Annotated in this window: 17 protein-coding genes; 9 read left to right on the plus strand and 8 right to left on the minus strand. The window is 59.5% G+C overall.

What is annotated here, in order from left to right; all coding sequences use genetic code 11:
• Positions 1-34 precede the first annotated feature (34 nt).
• Positions 35-874 (minus strand): site-specific integrase, encoded by an 840-nt coding sequence (locus CPBF1521_RS08490; RefSeq protein WP_235858415.1) that lies wholly within the window; start codon positions 872-874, stop codon positions 35-37.
• Positions 875-1,055: 181 nt separating this feature from the next.
• Entirely contained in the window at positions 1,056-2,447 is a 1,392-nt protein-coding gene (locus CPBF1521_RS08495) for a site-specific integrase (protein ID WP_181901168.1), read from the minus strand.
• A gap of 657 nt (positions 2,448-3,104) precedes the next feature.
• Between CPBF1521_RS08495 and CPBF1521_RS08500 the strand changes: the two genes are divergently transcribed.
• The 3 genes from CPBF1521_RS08500 (at position 3,105) to CPBF1521_RS08510 (ending at position 5,326) form a co-directional block, all read left to right on the plus strand.
• On the plus strand, positions 3,105-3,848 hold the full coding sequence (locus tag CPBF1521_RS08500; protein ID WP_235858416.1) for a hypothetical protein: 744 nt from the start codon (positions 3,105-3,107) through the stop codon (positions 3,846-3,848).
• A gap of 372 nt (positions 3,849-4,220) precedes the next feature.
• Positions 4,221-4,445 carry a hypothetical protein gene (locus CPBF1521_RS08505; RefSeq protein WP_047128362.1) on the plus strand — a complete coding sequence of 75 codons (225 nt, stop codon included), beginning with the start codon at positions 4,221-4,223 and terminating at the stop codon, positions 4,443-4,445.
• Between the two features lie 401 nt (positions 4,446-4,846).
• Positions 4,847-5,326, plus strand: a complete 480-nt coding sequence (locus CPBF1521_RS08510) for a JAB domain-containing protein (RefSeq protein WP_115676712.1) — start codon at positions 4,847-4,849, stop codon at positions 5,324-5,326.
• 101 nt (positions 5,327-5,427) lie between these two features.
• Here CPBF1521_RS08510 and CPBF1521_RS08515 read toward each other — a convergent pair whose 3' ends face one another.
• Entirely contained in the window at positions 5,428-5,844 is a 417-nt protein-coding gene (locus CPBF1521_RS08515) for a hypothetical protein (protein WP_223571228.1), read from the minus strand.
• Between the two features lie 144 nt (positions 5,845-5,988).
• Between CPBF1521_RS08515 and CPBF1521_RS08520 the strand changes: the two genes are divergently transcribed.
• The 3 genes from CPBF1521_RS08520 to CPBF1521_RS08530 all read left to right on the plus strand — a co-directional run bounded on the left by CPBF1521_RS08520 (position 5,989) and on the right by CPBF1521_RS08530 (position 9,955).
• A complete protein-coding gene (locus CPBF1521_RS08520) occupies positions 5,989-6,630 on the plus strand; it encodes a DUF1629 domain-containing protein (RefSeq protein ID WP_115677077.1) in 642 nt (213 codons plus the stop codon).
• Positions 6,631-6,665: 35 nt separating this feature from the next.
• Positions 6,666-9,257, plus strand: a complete 2,592-nt coding sequence (locus CPBF1521_RS08525; protein WP_115676713.1) for an XVIPCD domain-containing protein — start codon at positions 6,666-6,668, stop codon at positions 9,255-9,257.
• Between the two features lie 95 nt (positions 9,258-9,352).
• Positions 9,353-9,955 carry a uracil-DNA glycosylase gene (locus tag CPBF1521_RS08530; RefSeq protein ID WP_115676714.1) on the plus strand — a complete coding sequence of 201 codons (603 nt, stop codon included), beginning with the start codon at positions 9,353-9,355 and terminating at the stop codon, positions 9,953-9,955.
• Between the two features lies 1 nt (position 9,956).
• On the opposite strand, the gene CPBF1521_RS08535 is transcribed toward CPBF1521_RS08530, so the two are convergent.
• Positions 9,957-11,120, minus strand: coding sequence for a TDT family transporter (locus CPBF1521_RS08535; RefSeq protein WP_115676715.1), 1,164 nt, complete (start codon positions 11,118-11,120; stop codon positions 9,957-9,959).
• Positions 11,121-11,226: 106 nt separating this feature from the next.
• Here CPBF1521_RS08535 and CPBF1521_RS08540 point away from each other — a divergent pair, with 106 nt between their 5' ends.
• Both CPBF1521_RS08540 and CPBF1521_RS08545 read left to right on the plus strand, forming a co-directional pair.
• A complete protein-coding gene (locus CPBF1521_RS08540) occupies positions 11,227-12,144 on the plus strand; it encodes a LysR family transcriptional regulator (protein WP_115676716.1) in 918 nt (305 codons plus the stop codon).
• 121 nt (positions 12,145-12,265) lie between these two features.
• Positions 12,266-13,258 carry a YncE family protein gene (locus CPBF1521_RS08545; RefSeq protein ID WP_115676717.1) on the plus strand — a complete coding sequence of 331 codons (993 nt, stop codon included), beginning with the start codon at positions 12,266-12,268 and terminating at the stop codon, positions 13,256-13,258.
• A gap of 95 nt (positions 13,259-13,353) precedes the next feature.
• Here CPBF1521_RS08545 and CPBF1521_RS08550 read toward each other — a convergent pair whose 3' ends face one another.
• A complete protein-coding gene (locus CPBF1521_RS08550) occupies positions 13,354-13,659 on the minus strand; it encodes a hypothetical protein (protein ID WP_046346036.1) in 306 nt (101 codons plus the stop codon).
• A gap of 259 nt (positions 13,660-13,918) precedes the next feature.
• Between CPBF1521_RS08550 and mobQ the strand changes: the two genes are divergently transcribed.
• Complete coding sequence (gene mobQ, locus CPBF1521_RS08555) at positions 13,919-15,511, plus strand: MobQ family relaxase (RefSeq protein ID WP_115676718.1); 1,593 nt, start codon at positions 13,919-13,921, stop codon at positions 15,509-15,511.
• A gap of 44 nt (positions 15,512-15,555) precedes the next feature.
• Here mobQ and CPBF1521_RS08560 read toward each other — a convergent pair whose 3' ends face one another.
• From CPBF1521_RS08560 to CPBF1521_RS08570, 3 genes are all read right to left on the minus strand, one after another.
• Positions 15,556-15,921 carry a hypothetical protein gene (locus CPBF1521_RS08560; protein WP_115676719.1) on the minus strand — a complete coding sequence of 122 codons (366 nt, stop codon included), beginning with the start codon at positions 15,919-15,921 and terminating at the stop codon, positions 15,556-15,558.
• A 208-nt stretch (positions 15,922-16,129) separates the two neighbouring features.
• Positions 16,130-16,927, minus strand: a complete 798-nt coding sequence (locus tag CPBF1521_RS08565) for an NYN domain-containing protein (RefSeq protein ID WP_115676720.1) — start codon at positions 16,925-16,927, stop codon at positions 16,130-16,132.
• Positions 16,928-16,939: 12 nt separating this feature from the next.
• Positions 16,940-18,550, minus strand: a complete 1,611-nt coding sequence (locus tag CPBF1521_RS08570; protein WP_201798622.1) for a restriction endonuclease — start codon at positions 18,548-18,550, stop codon at positions 16,940-16,942.
• Between the last annotated feature and the right edge of the window lie 48 nt (positions 18,551-18,598).

Below are 18,598 nucleotides of genomic sequence, written 5' to 3' on the forward strand. Positions count from 1 at the left end.
ACATTCTCGTTGCCGTAGCGGAGAGGCGGGGGAGTCACCTGTAACGGGCAGCCCCATGCGTGCGCACAAGCACCTGGTCGCCCATAAAGCGTGGCAAGGTCAGCCCACCACAGGAGATCTTATTCAGCGATTTTTTTAGGCTTTTCATCCGACAACTTGGGTAAAAGAACCACGTAAAAGCCGGGAAGTGGCGCTCTGACGCTCGGGCCAACTCCCTTTTATCAGCCCAGCTGATGTCAGCATCCATCAAGCGCTCCCCGAAGGTCTGGCGTAGCGCTGAGAATCCGCTTTTTTTGATGCCATGAGAGCGCAAGTATCGAGCGAACTTGCTCCTAAGCCATGCGGCTGTGTCGGCTGTTCGCTCCCTCTGGCTGGTGGGAAAGAGTTCCCGCCCGTCCTTGTTTTTGATGGCTGCGACGTAGTCCGGAAACCCGGCATCAAGCAACACTTTCGGCACCGGAATTGACCCTGTGTTATGCCTCTGTCGAGTTCGGTATTTGGAGGCAGTGGCGCTTTCCGATTCCGGCGCAGCTCGATTCTTGAGCACGATGCACATCAGCCCGGCGGGTTCGATGATGTCGTCGATAGACAGCGCAGCCGCCTCCGATGCCCGGACACCCATGTAGAGTCCGAGCAAGGGTGCCCAAAAAAGTAGCGGTTCGTTGGCTGCCCATTCATCGTAGGCCGGAGATGCGAAAATCTTCGCTAGGTCGCTCTCAGCAAGACGCTGCGGGCGTTGGCGGTGAGATTCGGCATTCATAACAAATGCTGTGCTTGCGGTGCTGCGAGGTGTTCGAAAGGTTACTTTGCCAGGTAGGCGTTGATTGAGGAGAGAGGACAGATGTTCGGCAGTAGGCGTGCTGGTGATGCTCATGATTGAATTCCGAAAGGGTGGAGAAGGAAGGGTGGAGAAGGGCGTTGAGGTTTGAGCCGGCTGCGTCAGTCGTTTGGCCTCCGTCTTCAGTTGCCCAGCAACGGGGGGCGAAGCAGGCGACATAGCGGTGGCGACAGCACCGCAACAAGGTTGCAAAACCGGACATCAGGGCAGGGCACGGTCAGGGGTAAAACTTGCTCGGGTCCGCCAAACACTCCGAAAACTGGCCACGCTCATACTTGGGCAACTCGACCGGCGGCTTGTATTTCGCCAGAATTCTGATCTGCGTGGCCCGAGCAAGCTTGGGCTTCTTGTGGAAATACGCGTCATGCAAGACGGGCACGTTCTTCCGCAGCGAATGGCCGGTAATGAGGGCGATGTCTTGGTCGGACACGTTCTTGTGGTGAAGCTCGGTGGCAAGCGTGTGGCGGAAGGTGTGAGCGCCGATCCCCTTTCCGAAGCCCAAGGTCTTCATGTAGCTGCTGAACTGGTTCACCGCGCCTTGGCTGTAGCGCGCATTGGTCTCACCCGTTTCCCGGTTCACGCCCGCAGACAGATGCGGAAAGAGTCTGGGATGGCCAGTAGCCTTGATGTCCTCAATGAAATCCAGGAAACCAGCATCCAGCAATGGTTTCGGGATGGGCAGCGTGCGAACTGCTGCTTTGCCTTTTAGGCTTTGACGGCTCCTGTCTCGATCCTTATGCCTGAGATCGGCGTCGACCGTTTTTTGGATGCGGATACACCAGACCTTGGCCTCCTCAACGATGTCCGCGACCTTCAATTGAGCGAGCTCGTTGATGCGTGCGCCCGTGTAGAGCGAGATCATGGGCAGCCACCACCGATGCGGATACTTCTTGGCCCAGGCCGGGAACGTCTTGGGTGAAAAGATGCGCTGAAGCTCTTCCTCGTCGAACAAGCGCTGGGGCTTGTTCGTGTCCACGACCAGGTCTTTCTTGATTTTCGGGAACGCATCCATTGGCGATATGGGAATCGCCTTGGCTTTTACTAGATTGCTGAAGAAGGTCACCAGGAACCGCCGGTGCTTCTCCAGCGTGGCGGGAGCGGGCGGCGTCACGCCAAGTTCTTTGCCACGGGCAACCGCCTGCTCGAACGTGTAGTCCCGATACTTAAGGTCGGACAGCAAGAGCGGGGGTGCCCAACGCATCAGGTCCCAAAGCTTGTAGATGTGAGCGTGGTCGATGCGCGAGACAGGAACGTCACCACAGGCAATCCGTAGGAGCTTCAGCGTGCGAGCCGTGTCGTCGACGGTTTCCTTTGCCAGGCAGCACCGCTCGCGATGGCCGAGGTAGTCCGAGATCTCGACCGACAGCAGTCGAGCAGGAGAGCAGAGGGGTAGGGGCTCGGGGTAGAGCGTCCGATTCTTACTGAGGCGCACTCTACGGGAGCGCTCATCCGCGCGGTCAAAGAGCTCCAGGGCGTGGATGGCGGCTTCGCGACCCGTAATGTTGATTTCGGAGGCCCGGACGTTGCCGACATGGACATCCTTGATTTGTAGGAGCCCAAACGGGGAGGTGATGTAATCGCGGAGCTGTTGCTGGACGATAGAGGACATTGCTTGCTTCCATTGTTTCAATGGAAGTAGTGATAAAACAGCCCGGAAATTCGTCAATCAAAACGGGCTGTTTTTTTCTTTTCCTGAAGCAAACTCTACCGCAACGGTGCCACATGGACTTGCGCCAAAATTATTATGTCCGGTTCCAACCCGGCAGATCCATGTAATTCAATGATTTAGATCTGGTTGGCGAAATATTTTTGAGTGATTTGCCCTGGCATTATTGTACTGTTTAATGCAAATAAGCTAACTAAAACAGCTCTTATGTTAGCTTTTAAGGTGTACCGTTCCTAAATAATCAATCAGATGTTAGTATTATCTCGGTAAATAAGGCGGCCAAAAACGGGAGTTAACTAACATGGACCCCTTTGAGGGCGTGGTGCTGGACTACCTGCGTGCGGACCGCGCGCTGTTCGTCAGCAGCCAGTGCTGTATCGGGCTTCCATGGGGGGGGGCAATCCGAGCACCGAGTCCGCACTGATGTTGCTGGGTGACGGCATGCCGTGCCGGGAGGTGGCTTTGAAATTTTTGCTAAACGTCTCGGTCCCAAGAGCGACTCATGGTCATCATATACGTGCCCCCCTGGCTGCCAATGGCAGCGTGTGAGCAACGCCGTAATTGATGATTTCATTCTGTCTAACTTGGTGAGAGGCGCCAATGTCTAATGAAGGAAAATTTCTGAATCACATCTTTCGCGTCGCTTTAGTCTTGGCGAGTTGTATAAAGCCACCTATCGCTCAGGCAGCTCCGGCTGATGGCATTCCAGCCGGTGATTGGCGCGGAATCCTGCGCACGAGCGAAGCCACAGGCCCGGTCTATGTCCGCTTGAGTGAGCGCGCTACAGGTGCTGGTGGCCCGCAGACCGCGGACTTGCGGTTTGGGCCTCCCTTCAACTGCTCTCTGGAGTTGCGGGCGCAGAACGATGGTTACGCAATGCTGTCGCGCAATGGTGGCAAGTTCTGCGACGTGCAGACCGGTAAACAGGCTCAGCTTCGGGTGATGGATGAGACAGCAGAGAGCATAGAGCTCACAGTGCTGGGACATGAGCAGCCTCTGGTCGTCACCCTAGACCAGAAAAGGGCAGAGTTGGCCGAAGCCGGTCGCTGGCGAGGTGCGGGCCTCATGGCCTCACAGTTAGAGATTGTTGCGACCAGCGTCCGGCCTGGGGATGTGCTTGGTCGCCTGCGCTATGGCGCTCCCAGGGATTGTCAAGTCGAGTTGCGATACGCCGGCCGCGTCGATGGTGCGTTGACTGCATGGATCGGCGCTAATGACCGTGGATATTGCCGTCAGCTCAGCGACGGCCAAGCCGCCATGCAGGTTCGTCCGGATGGCAGCGCGACGTTTTCGATGTTCGTCAGGGGTCAACGCGACACGGTGTTTTTTGAACGTGTGCCTTGATGCGCGCTAGGTATAGCTACGCACACTATCGCGCCAGCAATCACGTTCTTGGAGGATGTCGTGCCCTGGCGCTATCACTCCTGGAATCAAGGTGCTTACGAAGACCCAGCCGCTCGGCCTCGGCCAAGCCGGGTTTCAATTGCGTAGGTGACAAGTGTCGCGCGGCTCAGAACTTCCTGACAGCCTAAGCGGTGTCAGGCCTATAGGCCACGGAACGCCTGCAGCGCAACCTGACTTTGCCGGACGCGGGACCGATGGTCGCTCACCCCGCGTGACGCTTGAGCAGCGTCACGCCGGCACCCGGAACTGATTCCGCGCTGCCTTGGTGGATGCGTCTCAAGCAGTGCGACAAGGCTGCTGATACTCAAGCCCATGGACAGAGCCGAGCTTCGCCTTCACCTCGAACGCCTGGATGCAGCCGTTCCGACATTGCGGGCGTCGAGTCCTGATCGCCGCCACTTTTGGCGAGCTTTTACAGTCATGGCCGCTGCCATCGAGAGCAAGGCAGCGACGAGCGAAGACGCACAGTTCGTCGGCCGTCGGGCCGAGGAAATCTTGTCCTGGCACGGACTGGAAAACACCGAAAACCAAGTCTGAGTTCATGAGTGTTGCCAAGGCCATCCCGATGGTTGCGTGCTTCTCGTGCGCAGTGATGCGTGCGTAAGGCAAGCAAAGCTAGGTAGTGGCTTCATCAATGGCTGCAAAACCCAGCCATAGCCTGCTGACAACGTCAGTCGCTTCGTCAATCCGCACGCCGTTTGGCCCGTAAGCCTTGTTGGCATGCATGGTGTTTTCTCCACCAGCGCTGGGCCTCTTAAAGGAAATCCTGGCTCCGCTGTCCCTACCCGCAAGGGCAGGCCTCCTCCTCGACGCTGACGCTCTGTTGCGGCCCTTCGCTGCGCGCCGCTTGCGCGGTGCTCACTCCCGGGTGCGGTCGGGCCGGACGCTTCGCCTGTCGGTTCCCACGAGGCGCACAACGCGCTGGTGGAGACAAACCGATGAAGCGCACCCAAGACCGAGCAGTCCAGTATCAACTTCAGATGGACGAGGAGGGCATCTTGCTCGCAGCCGCCACCATCTTGGAACAGCGCCTTCAACGCCAAGGGCGGATTCACAGCCCCGAGCAGGCCGGCGACTACCTGGTTGCCCGCTGCGCACATCTGAGTCACGAAGTCTTCGGGGTCGTCTTCCTCGACACCAAGCATCACATCCTGGCCACCGAGCACCTCTTCAGCGGCACCATCGACGGGTGCGATGTCCACCCGCGAGTCGTGGCAAAGCGCGCTCTTGAGCTCAGCGCTGCCGCAGTCATCCTGTTTCACAATCACCCGAGCGGCAACCCGGAGCCCAGCGAAGCCGACCGCAGGGTCACCGAACGCCTGAAGCAGGCGCTGTCGCTTCTGGACATCCGCGTCCTCGACCACCTGGTCATCGGTGGACGGCAGCACGTCAGCCTGGCCAGTAGGGGGTGGGCATAGCCCGCCCCCTCATACCTGTCCCTAGAAGCAGACGACAGCGGCAGTCCCGTGCTGCCGCTCCGAGGTTCACATCCACCAAGCCACGGCTCCTCTCAAAAGCCTTATTTCTTGCTCGGAATAAGGGCCACTACAAGCTTGGTCCCTTTGGGGAGTTCCGCGCGCAGTTGCGCTTCCATGACTCCATCTTTCAAGTTGAACCAAGGGTCCATGTAGCCGCCTGGAACCTTGAGCAGGTAGTGATAGCTCTTATATCTGACCCGGCTATGGATACACACGATGGTGCCACTGGGCAGCTTCGCGGGAGGGTTCCAGTCTGCAACGACCTTTACGTCTTTCTTGTAAAGAGCATTGGCTATCTCGTCTATCTCAAAGCCTTCCGGGTGGTCGTCTATTCCGCCTGACTTTTCCTTCTCCAGTAAGCGCTTTGCCCGCTGGTATGGGATGTCCAAGATCGATGCCACGCAGGCAGCCGCACAACCCCATTCGTCTTCCTGCGATACAAGTTCGTATTTCCGCATGCGTCCTATCCTTGTCTGAAGTTGCTGCATTGTATGGCTATCCATACAGCTGGAAAGGGCCGCGCTCAGCTGTCCATGGCGAAGGGTAGGGCGGTAGACTCTTGGGCAGAGCAATGGGTTGACACCCATATGGAGACCGAACGCATGGAAACGAAGACGATCAACGAACCCAAGGGCGGTGAGTTCTTCCAGTTACGTCCCGATGCCCGCAGAGGCGGAAAAGGCCACGGCGTGGTCTTCGAGAACGAGAAGGCATTGCTGTCGCCGCCGCGGCTCATCTTGAAGCCGGACGAGGGTGGGTTTCCGCCACTGCACGAGACTCCGCGCTTGGTCTACAACCCCAGCGAAGGGGAGTTGCCGCAGGACCTGGAGGGCGGCTTCAGTGGCTATTGGTTGGTCTCCGAACGGCTCCGCCAAGTGATGGAGTCTGTGGACGCAGATGCCTTCGTTTTCGCTGACGCCGACTATCGCCTGGCCGATGGCTCCAAGGGGCCGACGTTCTTCCTCTGCGATGTCGTTCGCACGTTGGATGCCTTGGACGAGGACGCGTCCGAACTCGACATCAAGATCAGCGATGACTATGAGGACGGAAAGTATTACAGCTTGGCCGGCGGGAGTCGTTTGGCTTTCAAGCGCGACGTGCTTGGAGATGCCCACGTTTTCAGGCTTCCCTTCCATGGCGGTGTTTTTTGCGATCGGGTGTTCAAGGACGCTGTTGAGGCAGCGGGGATTGGCACCGAAGGCCAGTCGGATGGCCTCTGGTTCTACGACGTAGTGAACCGTTGACGCGAGCCGCAAGCCAACAGGAAGGAGCCTGAGTCATGCCGAACTATCGGACGCTTTTTCAAGATCATCACAACATCGAACAGCAGACGCTCAAGAACAGCGAGTTGCTGGCGAAGCTTCAAGAGACGGGTCGGTTCGACATTCACGCCCCGGAGAATCGCCTGTTCTTGCCGTCCGATCCGCAGTTCGCGCAGGCGTTGGACATTACGCCGCACAGCGGCGGACCTCTTGGTGCCTACCAAGATGGCGTGATTGAGCGCTTGGACGACCTCCAGGCGACTCGGGATGGTCGCGCCGCCTTGCGTGGTGACCCTGAAGCATTGGATCGCATTGCCCAGCGTGTGGAGCAATTGCGCGACACCATCAAGGTCGGCTTGATCAATGGCGACTTGAACACCAACACGCCAGTGGGGCTTTCGCCCTCACAGGCGAGCGCGAAAGTGCAGAACTTTTTCCGGGACACCCCGGGCTATCACGAAGCCCACGCTACACAAATCGATGCCCTGAAAGGCTTCACTGGAGTGGATCACGGCTGGGGAGGCGTGGCGAACTCTGAGTCCCGCATTGTCACCGCGCTCGATCAGATCCAGGTCAGCAGCACGGCCATTGCGCGTGGAGGGAATCCAACGCTGCAACGAAGTGGGCTCTCGGTTGCCATCGCCAATGCCCATCACGACGGACGTGTGGTGCTGTCAGAGCAGGGCATCCTCAAGGTTGAGCAAACCTTGGGTGAGGAAGCTGCACAAAACATCCGTGTGCCGCGCGGGCAGCGCGGTGATGTCGCCATGCAGCTTTTGATGGGAGAGGCCTCTGCTCGGGGCCTGACGCGTGCCGGCGGGCTTCTGACCACCGGCGCGGATGCCGTCATGACCGCGCGCATGGCGTCCGCGCTGATGGAGCAGGGCAACACGACGGCCGCCCAGTCGGAGGTGCAGCACGCCATTGCGCGCAACGCGGGCGGCTGGGCTGGTGGTGCGTCCACGGCAGCGGCGCTGGGCAGCAGCGGAGGCTTTGTGCCCGCGGCTCTGGTGGTTGGCGACGCGGTCCTGATGAGCAAGGCCTTCGACAAAAGCGCTGACTTGTTGGACAGCCGCGCCATTTACAACCAGACCGACAAGGCCGGGGTGGAGTGGCAGTTCAACGGACGGGATTGGCAGCGCCAAGGCGCTTTCGAGCGCGGGGCCGATGGACGAGACACTCCTAGTCAGGCCCCAGTGGGGGCCAGCTACGCCAAGTCCCAGGAACTGGGCGCGGTGGCGAACGCCAAAGCAGCCGAGTTGGCGCTGGGCAAGGCACCGCCGCCGCAGGATCCGTTCAATCTCCCGGCCAAGCCTGGCGACCAGACGGGACTGGACAACCAGAACTGGCAGCGCAATCCGACTACCGAGTCCTGGGAACGCCAGGTCAAGACCGGCGTGGCGGGTCCCAACGACCACGGTGTTTACGAGCCTCAGGCCGCTACCCCGGCGCAGGCGCAGCGTTTGAACCAGGAATCCTTGGCTCGGATTGAGAACAACATTTCCACTGGTCGCGAGGCCATCGCCCAGGCCTATCTGGAAAACCATGCCGCTCAGCGGTCACAGGATTACGGAGTGGTGGTGCCGGCGGCAGTGGAAAGCGCCCGGGCCAAGCCCGACCAGGTCCAGGGCCATAACGGCGAGCTCTACCAGCGAAACGACACCGGACAATGGGTGGGCAAGGACGGGGTAGCTAGCGGCAACTTGGCCGTGGAGCTGGAGCTGACAAACCAGATGCGCCAGCCTTCGCTGGAGCGTGCCCAGGAGACCCTGACAGCCATCCAGTCGCGGCCAGCACCCACGCTGGCGCAGATGGAGCACAGCGAGCTCTTGCATCGCTACCGGGCCGCTGGCATCGACCTCAACGTCCAGGAGAACAACCTGCAGGCTGTGGAGCTGGCCACCCAGCGGACAAAGGAGGCCGCCGGGCTCACCGGCCCCACGATGCAACAACTCCAGCGCGACGAGCAGGGCAACTACGGCTACGACAGCCCCGTTGCCCACTTCCAGGTCGGGAAGGACGGGGTGGCCCATCAGGTCGCGGTGACCACGTCAGAAGAGCTCCGCCAGGCGAAGGCCGAGCTGGGCCAACCCGCCATGGTCCACGTGCCGACGCTGGGCGCGGTGTCGGTGACCGGGCCGGGTCGGAGCAAGGAAGAGGTCGAACCGGCGCTGGAGAAGGCAGCGGCTGGTCCGCTACTGGCAGACAACCCCGCGCACCCGGACCACACCACTTACGACCAGATCCATTCCTGGGTGCGCGGCACGGGCAACTGGAACGATGAAGAGAGCAAGAACGTCACTGCCTCGCTCTACAAGCAGCAGACTGAAGACCCGTTGCTGAAGCGAGTGGACCAGGTCACCGGGGGGCTAGGCCGAGACGGGGCACACAATGTCTTTGCGGTCTACGCGCCACATGGGATGGGAGTCGCGCCAATGTTTCATGCCCATGTCGATGGCCGCCAAGCCGCGCAAGAACCGGCGCAACAGAACCTTCAGCAAGCCGAGGCCATTCAGCAGACCCAGGTCCGCCAGCAGGCGATGGAGCAGACGCAGCAGCAAAACGTCCAGCAAGAGCAAGGGCCACGAATGACCATGGGTGGGCCCTGATGTCGCTCTTCGGCATGGCATGTCCGATGGAAAACGAGGAAGTGCATTTGAGCGATACCAAAACGGCGCTATGAAATCGGTCACTCCACTTTTGTATGCCTGATTCCACCTTAGACCGTTCTACGCTGGTCGACAGTGCTCACGTCCGAAGCCTCAACCAGTGGGTCCGAGGCCAATGCCAGCGTGGTCGAGCGCTGCCGTTTTTCGACCCGTTGGATGGGGGCGAAAGGGCTCGGGTGATGGTGTTGCTGGAAAGCCCCGCTCGCCATGCCGCCACGCCGCGCTTTGTGTCGCGCGACAACCCGGTTCCTGCGCAGAGGAACTTGAAACGCTTTCTCGAAGAGGCGGCGTTGCCGCGGAACGAGACTCTCCTTTGGAACGCAGTGCCATGGCTGCCATGGGCAGGGGAGGCTAAGAAACCACTTAAGAAGGCAGATCTTCAGGATGGGACGATGATGCTCCTGGACGTGCTTTCCCGCCTTCCAAGGCTTCACGCCATCGTCTTTGCGGGGCGAGTCGCCCAGCAGTGCATGCCCAGTGTCAGGGAGAGCTTCCCTCTGTTGGCCCTCTTCGGCATGCCTCACCCCAGCCCGCTGTCGGTCTGCACCAGCCCCGAGGTTACCAAGCGCATCTTGTCCGTCCTGAGCGAAGCCAAGCGCTCGCTTCAGACTGTTCCCGCTGCCCCACGCGAAGGGTGAATCAACTCCCCTTATTGAGCGAAGCGATGCAGGGAGAAACGAACAGGTTTCCCCGGTAAGCGCCGGCCAGTGTCTTGGCAAAGACGATGGCCCACATGACGGCCAACAACCCGACCAGCGCCGTGCCCAGAACTTCGAAGAAGCTCAGGTGAAGCGTGGCCCCGAGGCGCAATGTCGTCACCGCATACACGCCCAGCGGGAAGGTGAACCCCCACCAGCCGAGGTTGAACGGGATGCCGTTTCGGAGGTAGCGCACGGTGATGAGCATGGCCAGCACCATCCACCACAATCCCAATCCCCAAAACAACAACCCGCTGATGAGGCCAAATCCCGCCGCCATGCTTCCTGCCGACTCGAGGCCTTGGGCAGCCAGGATGGCAGGGGCATCCGTGCCCAGCACCAGCATCCCCAGTGCGCCGGTTCCGATGGGGCCCAGCGACAGCCAACTGGACGCGGCCATGCTTTCGTGCGGCAACTTGTGCAGCGCCATGCGCAACAACAAGATAACCAAGATGCTCAAGGCCACCGGAACCGAATATGCCCACAGCACGTAGCTGGTGATCAGCACATGGTATTGGCTTGCGGCGTCCGTGAGGTGGGGAGCCAGCAGCCCACCACTTGCGGCCGCGACCTCGGCCGCCACCACCGGCAACAGCCAAACGGCGGTCATCTGGTCGATGCTGTGCTGTTGGCGCGTGAACATCATAAAGGGGATCAGCACCCCGCAGGCCAACGACATGGCCACATCGACCCACCAGAGCGTCTCCGCCAACGGAAGCACATCCGCTCCCCACCTAGGCAGGCCGTAGAGAAGCAAGCCATTGATGATGGTGGCCAGCCCCATGGGAATGGTCCCAAAGAACATGGAAACGGTGGAATGGCCAAAGATCTGCTTGGCCTCGTTGAAAAACAGCAGCCAACGGCTGGCGTAGAGCGTGCTGAACAAAATGAAGAGCCCGATGTTGAAGCACCACAATGCTTCGCCAACGGCCTTGGCCCACGGGGACGGGAAGGGAAGTTGGCCCAAGGCCAGCGCCAGGATGCCGGTGCCCATGGTCGCGGCAAACCAGTTCGGCGTGAACTGCCGGATGGCTTCGCGAGGGTTGGAAAGAGCGGCCAGGGGCCGGTGCCCGCCCATGATGGCCATCAGTTTGCTTTCGCTCATTGCAGCAGCCTCCAGCGGGGCGTTGGGAACGAGCAGAGTCTAGGGCGGCTTCTAATATCTGTAAAACGGGTAATCTTGGTAAGAGTTACCTGTTTGGTGGATTGAAATGAAGGTCAGCCTCCGTCAGCTCCAAATCTTTTGCGCCGTGGCCGAGCATGGCAGCACCACTGGCGGCGGCGCCGCGGTGGCGCTTTCGCAGTCGGCCACGAGCGCTGCGCTCAACGAGTTGGAGAGCGTGCTGGAAACGCGGTTGTTCGACCGAGTCGGCAAGCGGTTGCTGCTCAATGCCGAAGGCGAACGCCTGCTGCCGCAGGCACGGCAACTGCTCGACGGCGCACGCCAGATTGAAACCAGCTACCGCCCCGGCGCTTCAGATCGTCCGGTTCGCCTGCGGATCGGCTGCAGCACGACCATCGGCAACTACGTCTTGCCCCGTTTGCTTGCCGACTTGCGCAAGTCGTCCCCGCACGTTCACGTGGACGCCGACGTGGCCAACAACGCCGCGATTGCGCGAAAGGTCGCCGACTTCCAACTCGACATGGGGCTCCTGGAAGGCCCTTCTCATCTTCCGGAACTTCATGCCGAGCCCTGGTTGACGGACGAACTGCTGATCGTCGCGGGGGCCCAGCATCCGCTGGCCAAGGCCTCGAAAGTCACCAAGGCGGACCTGCGCCAGGCCGACTGGCTGCTGCGAGAGCAAGGGTCTGGCACCCGGGAGGAAGTCGAGGCGCTTCTATTGCGCCATCTCAATGACCTGGCCAACACGCAGCAGATCGGCAGCTCCGAGGCCATCAAAAACACGCTGGTCCAGGGAATCGGCGTCAGTTGCCTCTCCCGTTGGGTGGTGAGCGACTTGCTGTCTTCCGGGCGACTGGTGGCCCTTGAGCGCGTGCTTCCCCCGTTGGCCCGCCAGTTCTACTTGGTCAAGCACCACGACAAGTTCATCTCTCAGGGGTTGGCCGGGGCTTGGGAACAGTGCCTGGAAATGGGGCGAGACCTCAAAAAGAAGATACCTAAAAAATAGGTCGGTGAAACACGAATAATTTGTTTTGCTTCTTCGTCGCCATCGGCCAGAGTAGTGAGGTCCAGCAGATTGCTGCGATGAGAACGATCACGCGCGCAGTCGCGCAGAACCGGAGGATGCGATGAACCTGTTACAAAAAACGATTGCCGGCTTGGTTTTCGGCGGCGCGATGGCTGTATCGCTGGGCACCCAAGCGGCCGAGGAACGGTGGACCTTTGACGGCGATATCCGCAACAACTCGCTTGCTGTCAGCCCGGATGAGGCGACGGCCGTGGTGTCCTACAGTCAGCGCCCGGAAATCGTGGTGTATGACCTCAAGGCGGGAAAGTCCAAGCGGGTTTTATCGGGTTACGTCACGCCCCGAAATATCGTGTTCTCACCGAACGGCGCGTTCTTTTACGTCTCCGATAGTAGCTTGGGCGTGGTGCGCAAAATCGATAGTCAGACGCTTAAGACGGTTGCCGACCTTCCGTTGGGTGCCGGGGCATTCGGCACTACGCTCAGCAAGGATGGACGCTTTTTGTATGTCAACAACGAAGCGGCCAGCACGGTTTCGGTGTTCGACTTGAACAGGGATCGCCCGGTGGCGGTAGTGACTGGCTTCTCGCAGCCTCGCCAGGGCATCCGTATCAGCCCAGATGGTGCAACGGCTTACGTCACCAATTTCAAGGGCGACAAGATCAGCTTGCTGGACACAAAGACCAATACGATTCAAGGCGAAATCACCGGCTTCAACAAACTGCGGGCGATTTCCATATCGTCGGACGGCAAAACGCTGTATGCCGCCAACAGCGGCAGCAACACCGTGGCTGTGGTCGACACGGCCAAGCGTTCGATCACCACCACTATTGCCGTGGGGAAGGACCCTTACGGCGCAGCGCTCACGCCCGATGGCAAGCACGTGTATTCGGGGAACATGGCGGACAATACCTTGTCGGTCATCGACACGCAGACGCTGAAAGTGACTGGAACGATTTCGGGCTTCAAAGCCCCAAGGCAGGCCATTGTCTTCAGCAAGGACCTCAAGAAGGCGTATGTCCTTAACGAGGATCTGAGCCTTTCGGCCGTCGACTTGGCAACGAACAAGGTGAGCAAAACACTGACAGCCGATTGAGGAGCACAGCGTTTGCGGGAAGAGGGCGGCGCTGTGCCGTCCGCCTTTTTCCCACCGTCGTCTCCCGTTTCTTGAATTGCCAGATCGTGAGCCCTTTAAGTGCTTGGTAATGCGGCTCGCGCGGCACCTCGCAAACGAGCGGCTTGCCTGACACTGAGTTCTTTGCGGGCGTCCAGGTGTTGGAGCAACGCTCCTGCTAACTCGTCGTCGTCCAGCACATGGGCGTCAACTGAGAAGACCAAGTCGGCCACATTCTGCCGCCGCTTCGCTTTTTCTCGCCTTGCGGTTTGCTTGGCCTTCAACTCCGTGCGCTGGTTGGCTAAAAGCTCCTTCGCTTGCAGTTGGGCTAACTGCTTTGTGGCTCGGGCAATGCGGTCGTGGTAGTGGCTTGTGGCAGTCATGCGTTTCTCCAATGATTCCGTCTTTGAGTCAATCACGGAAAAGCACCTAGTCAAGTTTATGCGGGTTCGAAAATTGCCAGTACTCAAAATTTGTTCGATGCTGAAAGACAGTGCGTAAAAGAAAGAAGCAAGAGCGCACTGATGCAATGTCTGCGACATTGCGCGCGCCAGGTGCTACGCCCCCGGACCCCCAAGCGCTCCGCGCTTGCGCAAATCAAAAGCCACGGCATAAAGAGAGCAACCTCATCCGGAGCTCTCCATGGCCATCTACCACTCTCGCGTCAAAGTTTTTAGTCGTTCCCGAGGCGATTCCGCTGTCGCAGCCGCTGCCTACCGCGCTGGTCTACTTCTCATCGATCACATCACCGGTCAGCGTCACGATTACCGCCGCCGCGGTGGAGTCGTAGCATCCGAATGCCTCGCTCCCCAGGATGCTCCAGCATGGGCCCTCGTCCCCAGCGAGCTCTGGCCCGCGGCAGAAGCGGCAGAGAACCGAAAGAACTCAACCGTTGCCAGAGAGTTCGAGGTCGCTTTGCCCCACGAGCTCAACGACGAGCAGCGGTCCACGCTCGCCACGGCCATCGGCCAAGCACTGGTCGCCCGCTACGGGTTTGCTGTGCAAGCCAGCATCCACTCGCCGGGCTCCCGTGACGGTCTGAACCATCACGTCCACCTTCTCGCCACCACGCGCAGGCTGGCCCCCGAAGGCTTTACCGAAAAAACGAGGGAGCTGGACGGCGGAGCGTCGGGGAAGATTGAGATCGAGTGGATCCGCCAAACCATTGCATCCACTGTCAACGAGCACTTGGCCGCTGCCGGCATCGATGCCCGGGTCGACCATCGCCGCCTTGAAGTCCAGGCTGAAGACGCCCTGGCTCGCGGCGACTGGGCCGAAGCCATGGTGCTGTCCCGGCAGCCCACGAAACACGTGGGCAAGACAGCCACGGCATTGGCGCGCAAAGGCGTCATGACCGACCGTGCCGTCGAGAACGCGCGCATCATTCGAGACAACGAGGAAGCCTTTGAACAGTTGCTCACTCAAGCCGAGCAGGAGGGAAGGGCAATTCCAAACTCTATTGGCCATAGCCACGACCAAGCGCAGCGCGACCGTCGACGCCGAGCTGGCTCCAGGAACGAACTTCAAACCTCTGTGCCGGGTTTGGAAATCCACGGGTTCCGCGGCATGCGCCTCTCGGATGCCTTGGGTCGGCCTGCGGAAGATGCGCGGGTGCAACCGTTACGCTCTATCACTGAGCTGGTCGCCGAGGCAGCTCGGGACTTGGCGGACATCCTCTCGACCCGGCCAGACCTGGCGTTGATTGCTACGCAGCGCGTGGTGGAGCAGTGGACCGCACGTGGAGCTGCCCTTGTCGACAGTGTCGATTTGCGCAGGTGGCTTAATGGGCTGGTCCAAGGACTGGGCCGTCTGAAGCGGAGTGTGCTGAAGTTTGCGCAGAGGACCAGCGCCTTCGGGCGTGCCGAGAAACTCTTCCACTTGGCCGAACAAGCGTGGGAGCAGTTCAACGGCGACTACCCTCGTCCCGATGGCGAGTGGGCCTCTCAAGAATGGGAAAAGCGACGAGGACGGCGGTTGGCGGTCTTGGAAAAGCGCGCAACCGAATTGGCGGCAGCCCGGGCGGCAGCTTCCGAGGAGCGTTGGAATGACTCTGAGAATGAAATTGAGCTCCGCACAGCGGAGGTGGAGCAGTGGAGCGCGGAGGTTCTTGCGAGTCCTGAGCTCGACATCGCGAGCCGGCCTGTTGAATCGGTCAAGGCCACTCCTGCTGCGCCCAAGCCCTCCCCGATGCCTATGCCTGCGCCGCAACCAACACGCCGGCGGCCGCGGCCCTGATGGATGTCAAAAGCCCCGCAAGAGCGGGGCTTTTTTTCTTGGCCTTAGTGCCGGGGACGAGGGCGGAGATCTATCCGCTCGATCCCGATGGGTTCCTTGGGGCGGGGGACATTGTCCTTTTCCTTGTTCTTCTTGCGCGTCTCCCGCCATTCTTCGACGGACGCCGGCATGGTCGGCACGATGCTGCGATCAACGGCCGCTCGTTTGACCAGGATGGGTTGAGAAGGTGCCATGGCTGAGACCTGGGTTTGACTGGCTGGCCCTGGCCCGCCGAGCCTCAGCAGCTCGGCGGCCAAATCCAGTGAGTATTGGATGTCCTCGACTTGGTTAGGGGGAAGGCGTGTGGTGTGTTGCTGGAGGAGGTGGCCGAGCAAGCGACTGGCGACTTGGATTTGCGTTTGGTGGTGCATGGGTGCTCCTGTGTTGGGTAAGCCCTCATCCAACCAAGAAACGGTGCTTACGCAAGAGCTCGCTTTTGGCTGCATTTCACAAATTTGAATACGCGAAGAAATTCGATGGCAGTTATGCCATTTGACGAATAGGAAAGATTTCAACTGGGTCGGCGTCCCCGATTTGTCGTTTGTAGAAGCACATGGTCCGCTGAGGCAGCGGGAGCAATCACGCCGTATCGGCGGGTTCTGGCTTGTGCGCGATACTGACCGACCAGCCGCCGGTCTCCTCCCGTTGCGTGGTCAGCAGGTCGTAGGTTTTGACCATATTGAGCAACCCCGAATGGCCATAGAGGTTGGGTGAGAAGGACGGGTCAGTGCGTTTGAGGTATTGGCCCAGTGCTCCCAATCCAACCTTGCCTTCAGAGGTGTCTCCCGTCATCAGGGTGACGGCTTCAACCAAGAACCGAGGGCGGCGCTTGGGTAGCGGCTTGGCTTCAGCACGGGGCGCTTCTTCTTTCGCCGCCTCCGATTTCAGGACAGGAAGTTCATTGCCCTGGACTTCGGGTGCTGCCGCTTCCTTGGCCTTCCGGTCCCATTCGAAGAACTGGTCGCAGGCGTTGCGCAAAGCATCCGGGGTCTTGGGCTCGCCCACGATGAAGACCGTCGCTCCACGCTCCCGGAGCTTGCGGCAAAGGTAAGAAAAGTCCGAGTCGCTGGTGACCAGGCAGAAGGTGTCGGCTCGGTGATCGAACAACGCCTCCAAGGCATCGAGCGCCAATGCGATGTCGGCCGTGTTCTTGCCGGAGGCGTATTGGTATTGAAGGCATGGGGTGAACGCTTGGCGGACCAGGACTTCCTGCCACTTGTTGGCGAGGGTGTTGTGGTTGCCATACCCACGGCGCAGCACGACCCGACCGAACTGCGCCACCATGAGCAACGCGTGCTCCACGATGTCGGTCGGCACGTTGTCGCAGTCGACCAATACAGCCACGCGGGATTCGTGCGGGAGGTTTGAGTTGCTCATGTTTGCGCGTCCCTAGGAAGCAATCCGAGCATCCATGCCGGTATGCTCACGTAGCAAATAGAGCAATCCGCCGCCGTCTATGAGTTCCAGAGGCTTGTTTTTGACGAAGTTGAAGGCGTCTGGCCCATAGCCACTGGTGCACACCAAGATGCCTTTGCTCGCTCCCTCGTTTTGCATGGTTCCATAGAGATCTCGAACAGCACTAATACCCACTGTGTCGCGATACCGTTTTGCTTGGATAACCACCTTCCCACCGAGCACCGGACGGGTATCGAAGGCCACTGCATCCACGCCTCCATCGCGAGAGCTGCGGGTGAGTTTAGTGTCGAGGCCCATCTTCGAAAACAGATTCGCCACCAGCACCTCAAACTCTCCTGGAGTCAGGTCCAGCAGATTTGGTCGCGATTCGAGCGAGGAGAGCACATCCCCCTGCTCGATGAACCGCTTGTCCACCATGTCGAAGTCGATGATGGGTTTGATTGCCTGGAGCTCGTCTGGACGATTAGAGACCTGGGCGCCTAAGTTTCGGAGGCACGGGATCTTCTCTACACGTTCCAGTCGGAGTTCCAGAAACGCTACCTTTGTTGTGCGAACTGAAACCACAGGAACTCGCAACTCGCGGCCGCTGGCGGGATCGTGGGTGTCGATCAAGCCGTTGAAGGTGACCAGCGATAAGGCGTTTGCTTGATCTGCCTCAAACACCTCGTGCAGGGTTCGAAGCGCAATCGAAGCAATGATGTCTTGATAGAGCGCTTTGATCTCCGCTGGCTTACGGGGCTTGGATTCAATGAGATCCTTCGTCTTAACGTAGCGGTATTCAGCATCTACAGGAATCATTGATATTTCTGGCAAATCGTATTCGATGACAAGCTCGGACGAGTCTTCGCCATAAGCAAGTTTGAAGACCTGAGGGAAGCCCTCGGACGGATATTCTGAGCGTGTCAAAACCATCTCGTTATAGGCCACGATCGCATCTGCATCGTGTGCCATGTAGGCCGATTGGAGAGCATCTATCTCGGCGTCGCGACGTTTGACATCGGCTTCGTAGACTGCTCGTTCCTTTTCGTATTTGGCCTTCAGTCCGGCAACACGATTGCTTTTGGCTCTTTCTTTTTCTTCAAAATCGTTCAGCACGAGCCTATGCGCCGCTGTTGCTTTTGCTACAGCTGCGGCATGGCGACCAGAGGCACCCGGAATGAATTGATAGATGCCCGTGGGGAGCGGAACTGGCTGCATCTCGGGAGGGCGAGCAGGTTGCAGATCCTTTGGTGTCTCGAACCGTTCAAAAGGCTCGACATGCCGAAGGCTTGCAAAGTCGATGGCGTCGTCATGAGACAGCGTATGGGCAAGGATTCCACGCAAGTCCTCCATGCGGTCGGCAAGCTCTGCGTTGAGGTCATCCACCTCTCCCTGGCGGTCATCGAGGTATTCCGCTTTGGCTCGCTTGGCCGATTCTTTTTGTTCACGGTCGAACGCACGTTGATCGCGGACTTGCTGTGCCGCAGCCATGCGAGCATGGCGCTCCAATTGCCTAAAATGCGTTTGACGCATGCGCTCCTGCCGCTTGCGTTCCCTCTCAGCGCTTGCCGCAGCTCGTCCAGCTGCGCGGATGAATCCTTCCAAGCCTGTCCGTCTCCCCATACCTTCCCCCTTGTTTTGTCTGATCCTGAA

Source organism: Xanthomonas euroxanthea, assembly GCF_900476395.1.
Classification (GTDB): domain Bacteria; phylum Pseudomonadota; class Gammaproteobacteria; order Xanthomonadales; family Xanthomonadaceae; genus Xanthomonas; species Xanthomonas euroxanthea.

Excerpts from the sequence above, each read along its gene's own strand:
- CPBF1521_RS08490 (WP_235858415.1), bottom strand. The coding sequence starts at position 874 with ATGAGCATCACCAGCACGCCTACTGCCGAACATCTGTCCTCTCTCCTC.
- CPBF1521_RS08495 (WP_181901168.1), bottom strand. The coding sequence starts at position 2,447 with ATGTCCTCTATCGTCCAGCAACAGCTCCGCGATTACATCACCTCCCCG.
- CPBF1521_RS08500 (WP_235858416.1), top strand. The coding sequence starts at position 3,105 with ATGTCTAATGAAGGAAAATTTCTGAATCACATCTTTCGCGTCGCTTTA.
- CPBF1521_RS08505 (WP_047128362.1), top strand. The coding sequence starts at position 4,221 with ATGGACAGAGCCGAGCTTCGCCTTCACCTCGAACGCCTGGATGCAGCC.
- CPBF1521_RS08510 (WP_115676712.1), top strand. The coding sequence starts at position 4,847 with ATGAAGCGCACCCAAGACCGAGCAGTCCAGTATCAACTTCAGATGGAC.
- CPBF1521_RS08515 (WP_223571228.1), bottom strand. The coding sequence starts at position 5,844 with ATGCGGAAATACGAACTTGTATCGCAGGAAGACGAATGGGGTTGTGCG.
- CPBF1521_RS08520 (WP_115677077.1), top strand. The coding sequence starts at position 5,989 with ATGGAAACGAAGACGATCAACGAACCCAAGGGCGGTGAGTTCTTCCAG.
- CPBF1521_RS08525 (WP_115676713.1), top strand. The coding sequence starts at position 6,666 with ATGCCGAACTATCGGACGCTTTTTCAAGATCATCACAACATCGAACAG.
- CPBF1521_RS08530 (WP_115676714.1), top strand. The coding sequence starts at position 9,353 with ATGCCTGATTCCACCTTAGACCGTTCTACGCTGGTCGACAGTGCTCAC.
- CPBF1521_RS08535 (WP_115676715.1), bottom strand. The coding sequence starts at position 11,120 with ATGAGCGAAAGCAAACTGATGGCCATCATGGGCGGGCACCGGCCCCTG.
- CPBF1521_RS08540 (WP_115676716.1), top strand. The coding sequence starts at position 11,227 with ATGAAGGTCAGCCTCCGTCAGCTCCAAATCTTTTGCGCCGTGGCCGAG.
- CPBF1521_RS08545 (WP_115676717.1), top strand. The coding sequence starts at position 12,266 with ATGAACCTGTTACAAAAAACGATTGCCGGCTTGGTTTTCGGCGGCGCG.
- CPBF1521_RS08550 (WP_046346036.1), bottom strand. The coding sequence starts at position 13,659 with ATGACTGCCACAAGCCACTACCACGACCGCATTGCCCGAGCCACAAAG.
- mobQ (WP_115676718.1), top strand. The coding sequence starts at position 13,919 with ATGGCCATCTACCACTCTCGCGTCAAAGTTTTTAGTCGTTCCCGAGGC.
- CPBF1521_RS08560 (WP_115676719.1), bottom strand. The coding sequence starts at position 15,921 with ATGCACCACCAAACGCAAATCCAAGTCGCCAGTCGCTTGCTCGGCCAC.
- CPBF1521_RS08565 (WP_115676720.1), bottom strand. The coding sequence starts at position 16,927 with ATGAGCAACTCAAACCTCCCGCACGAATCCCGCGTGGCTGTATTGGTC.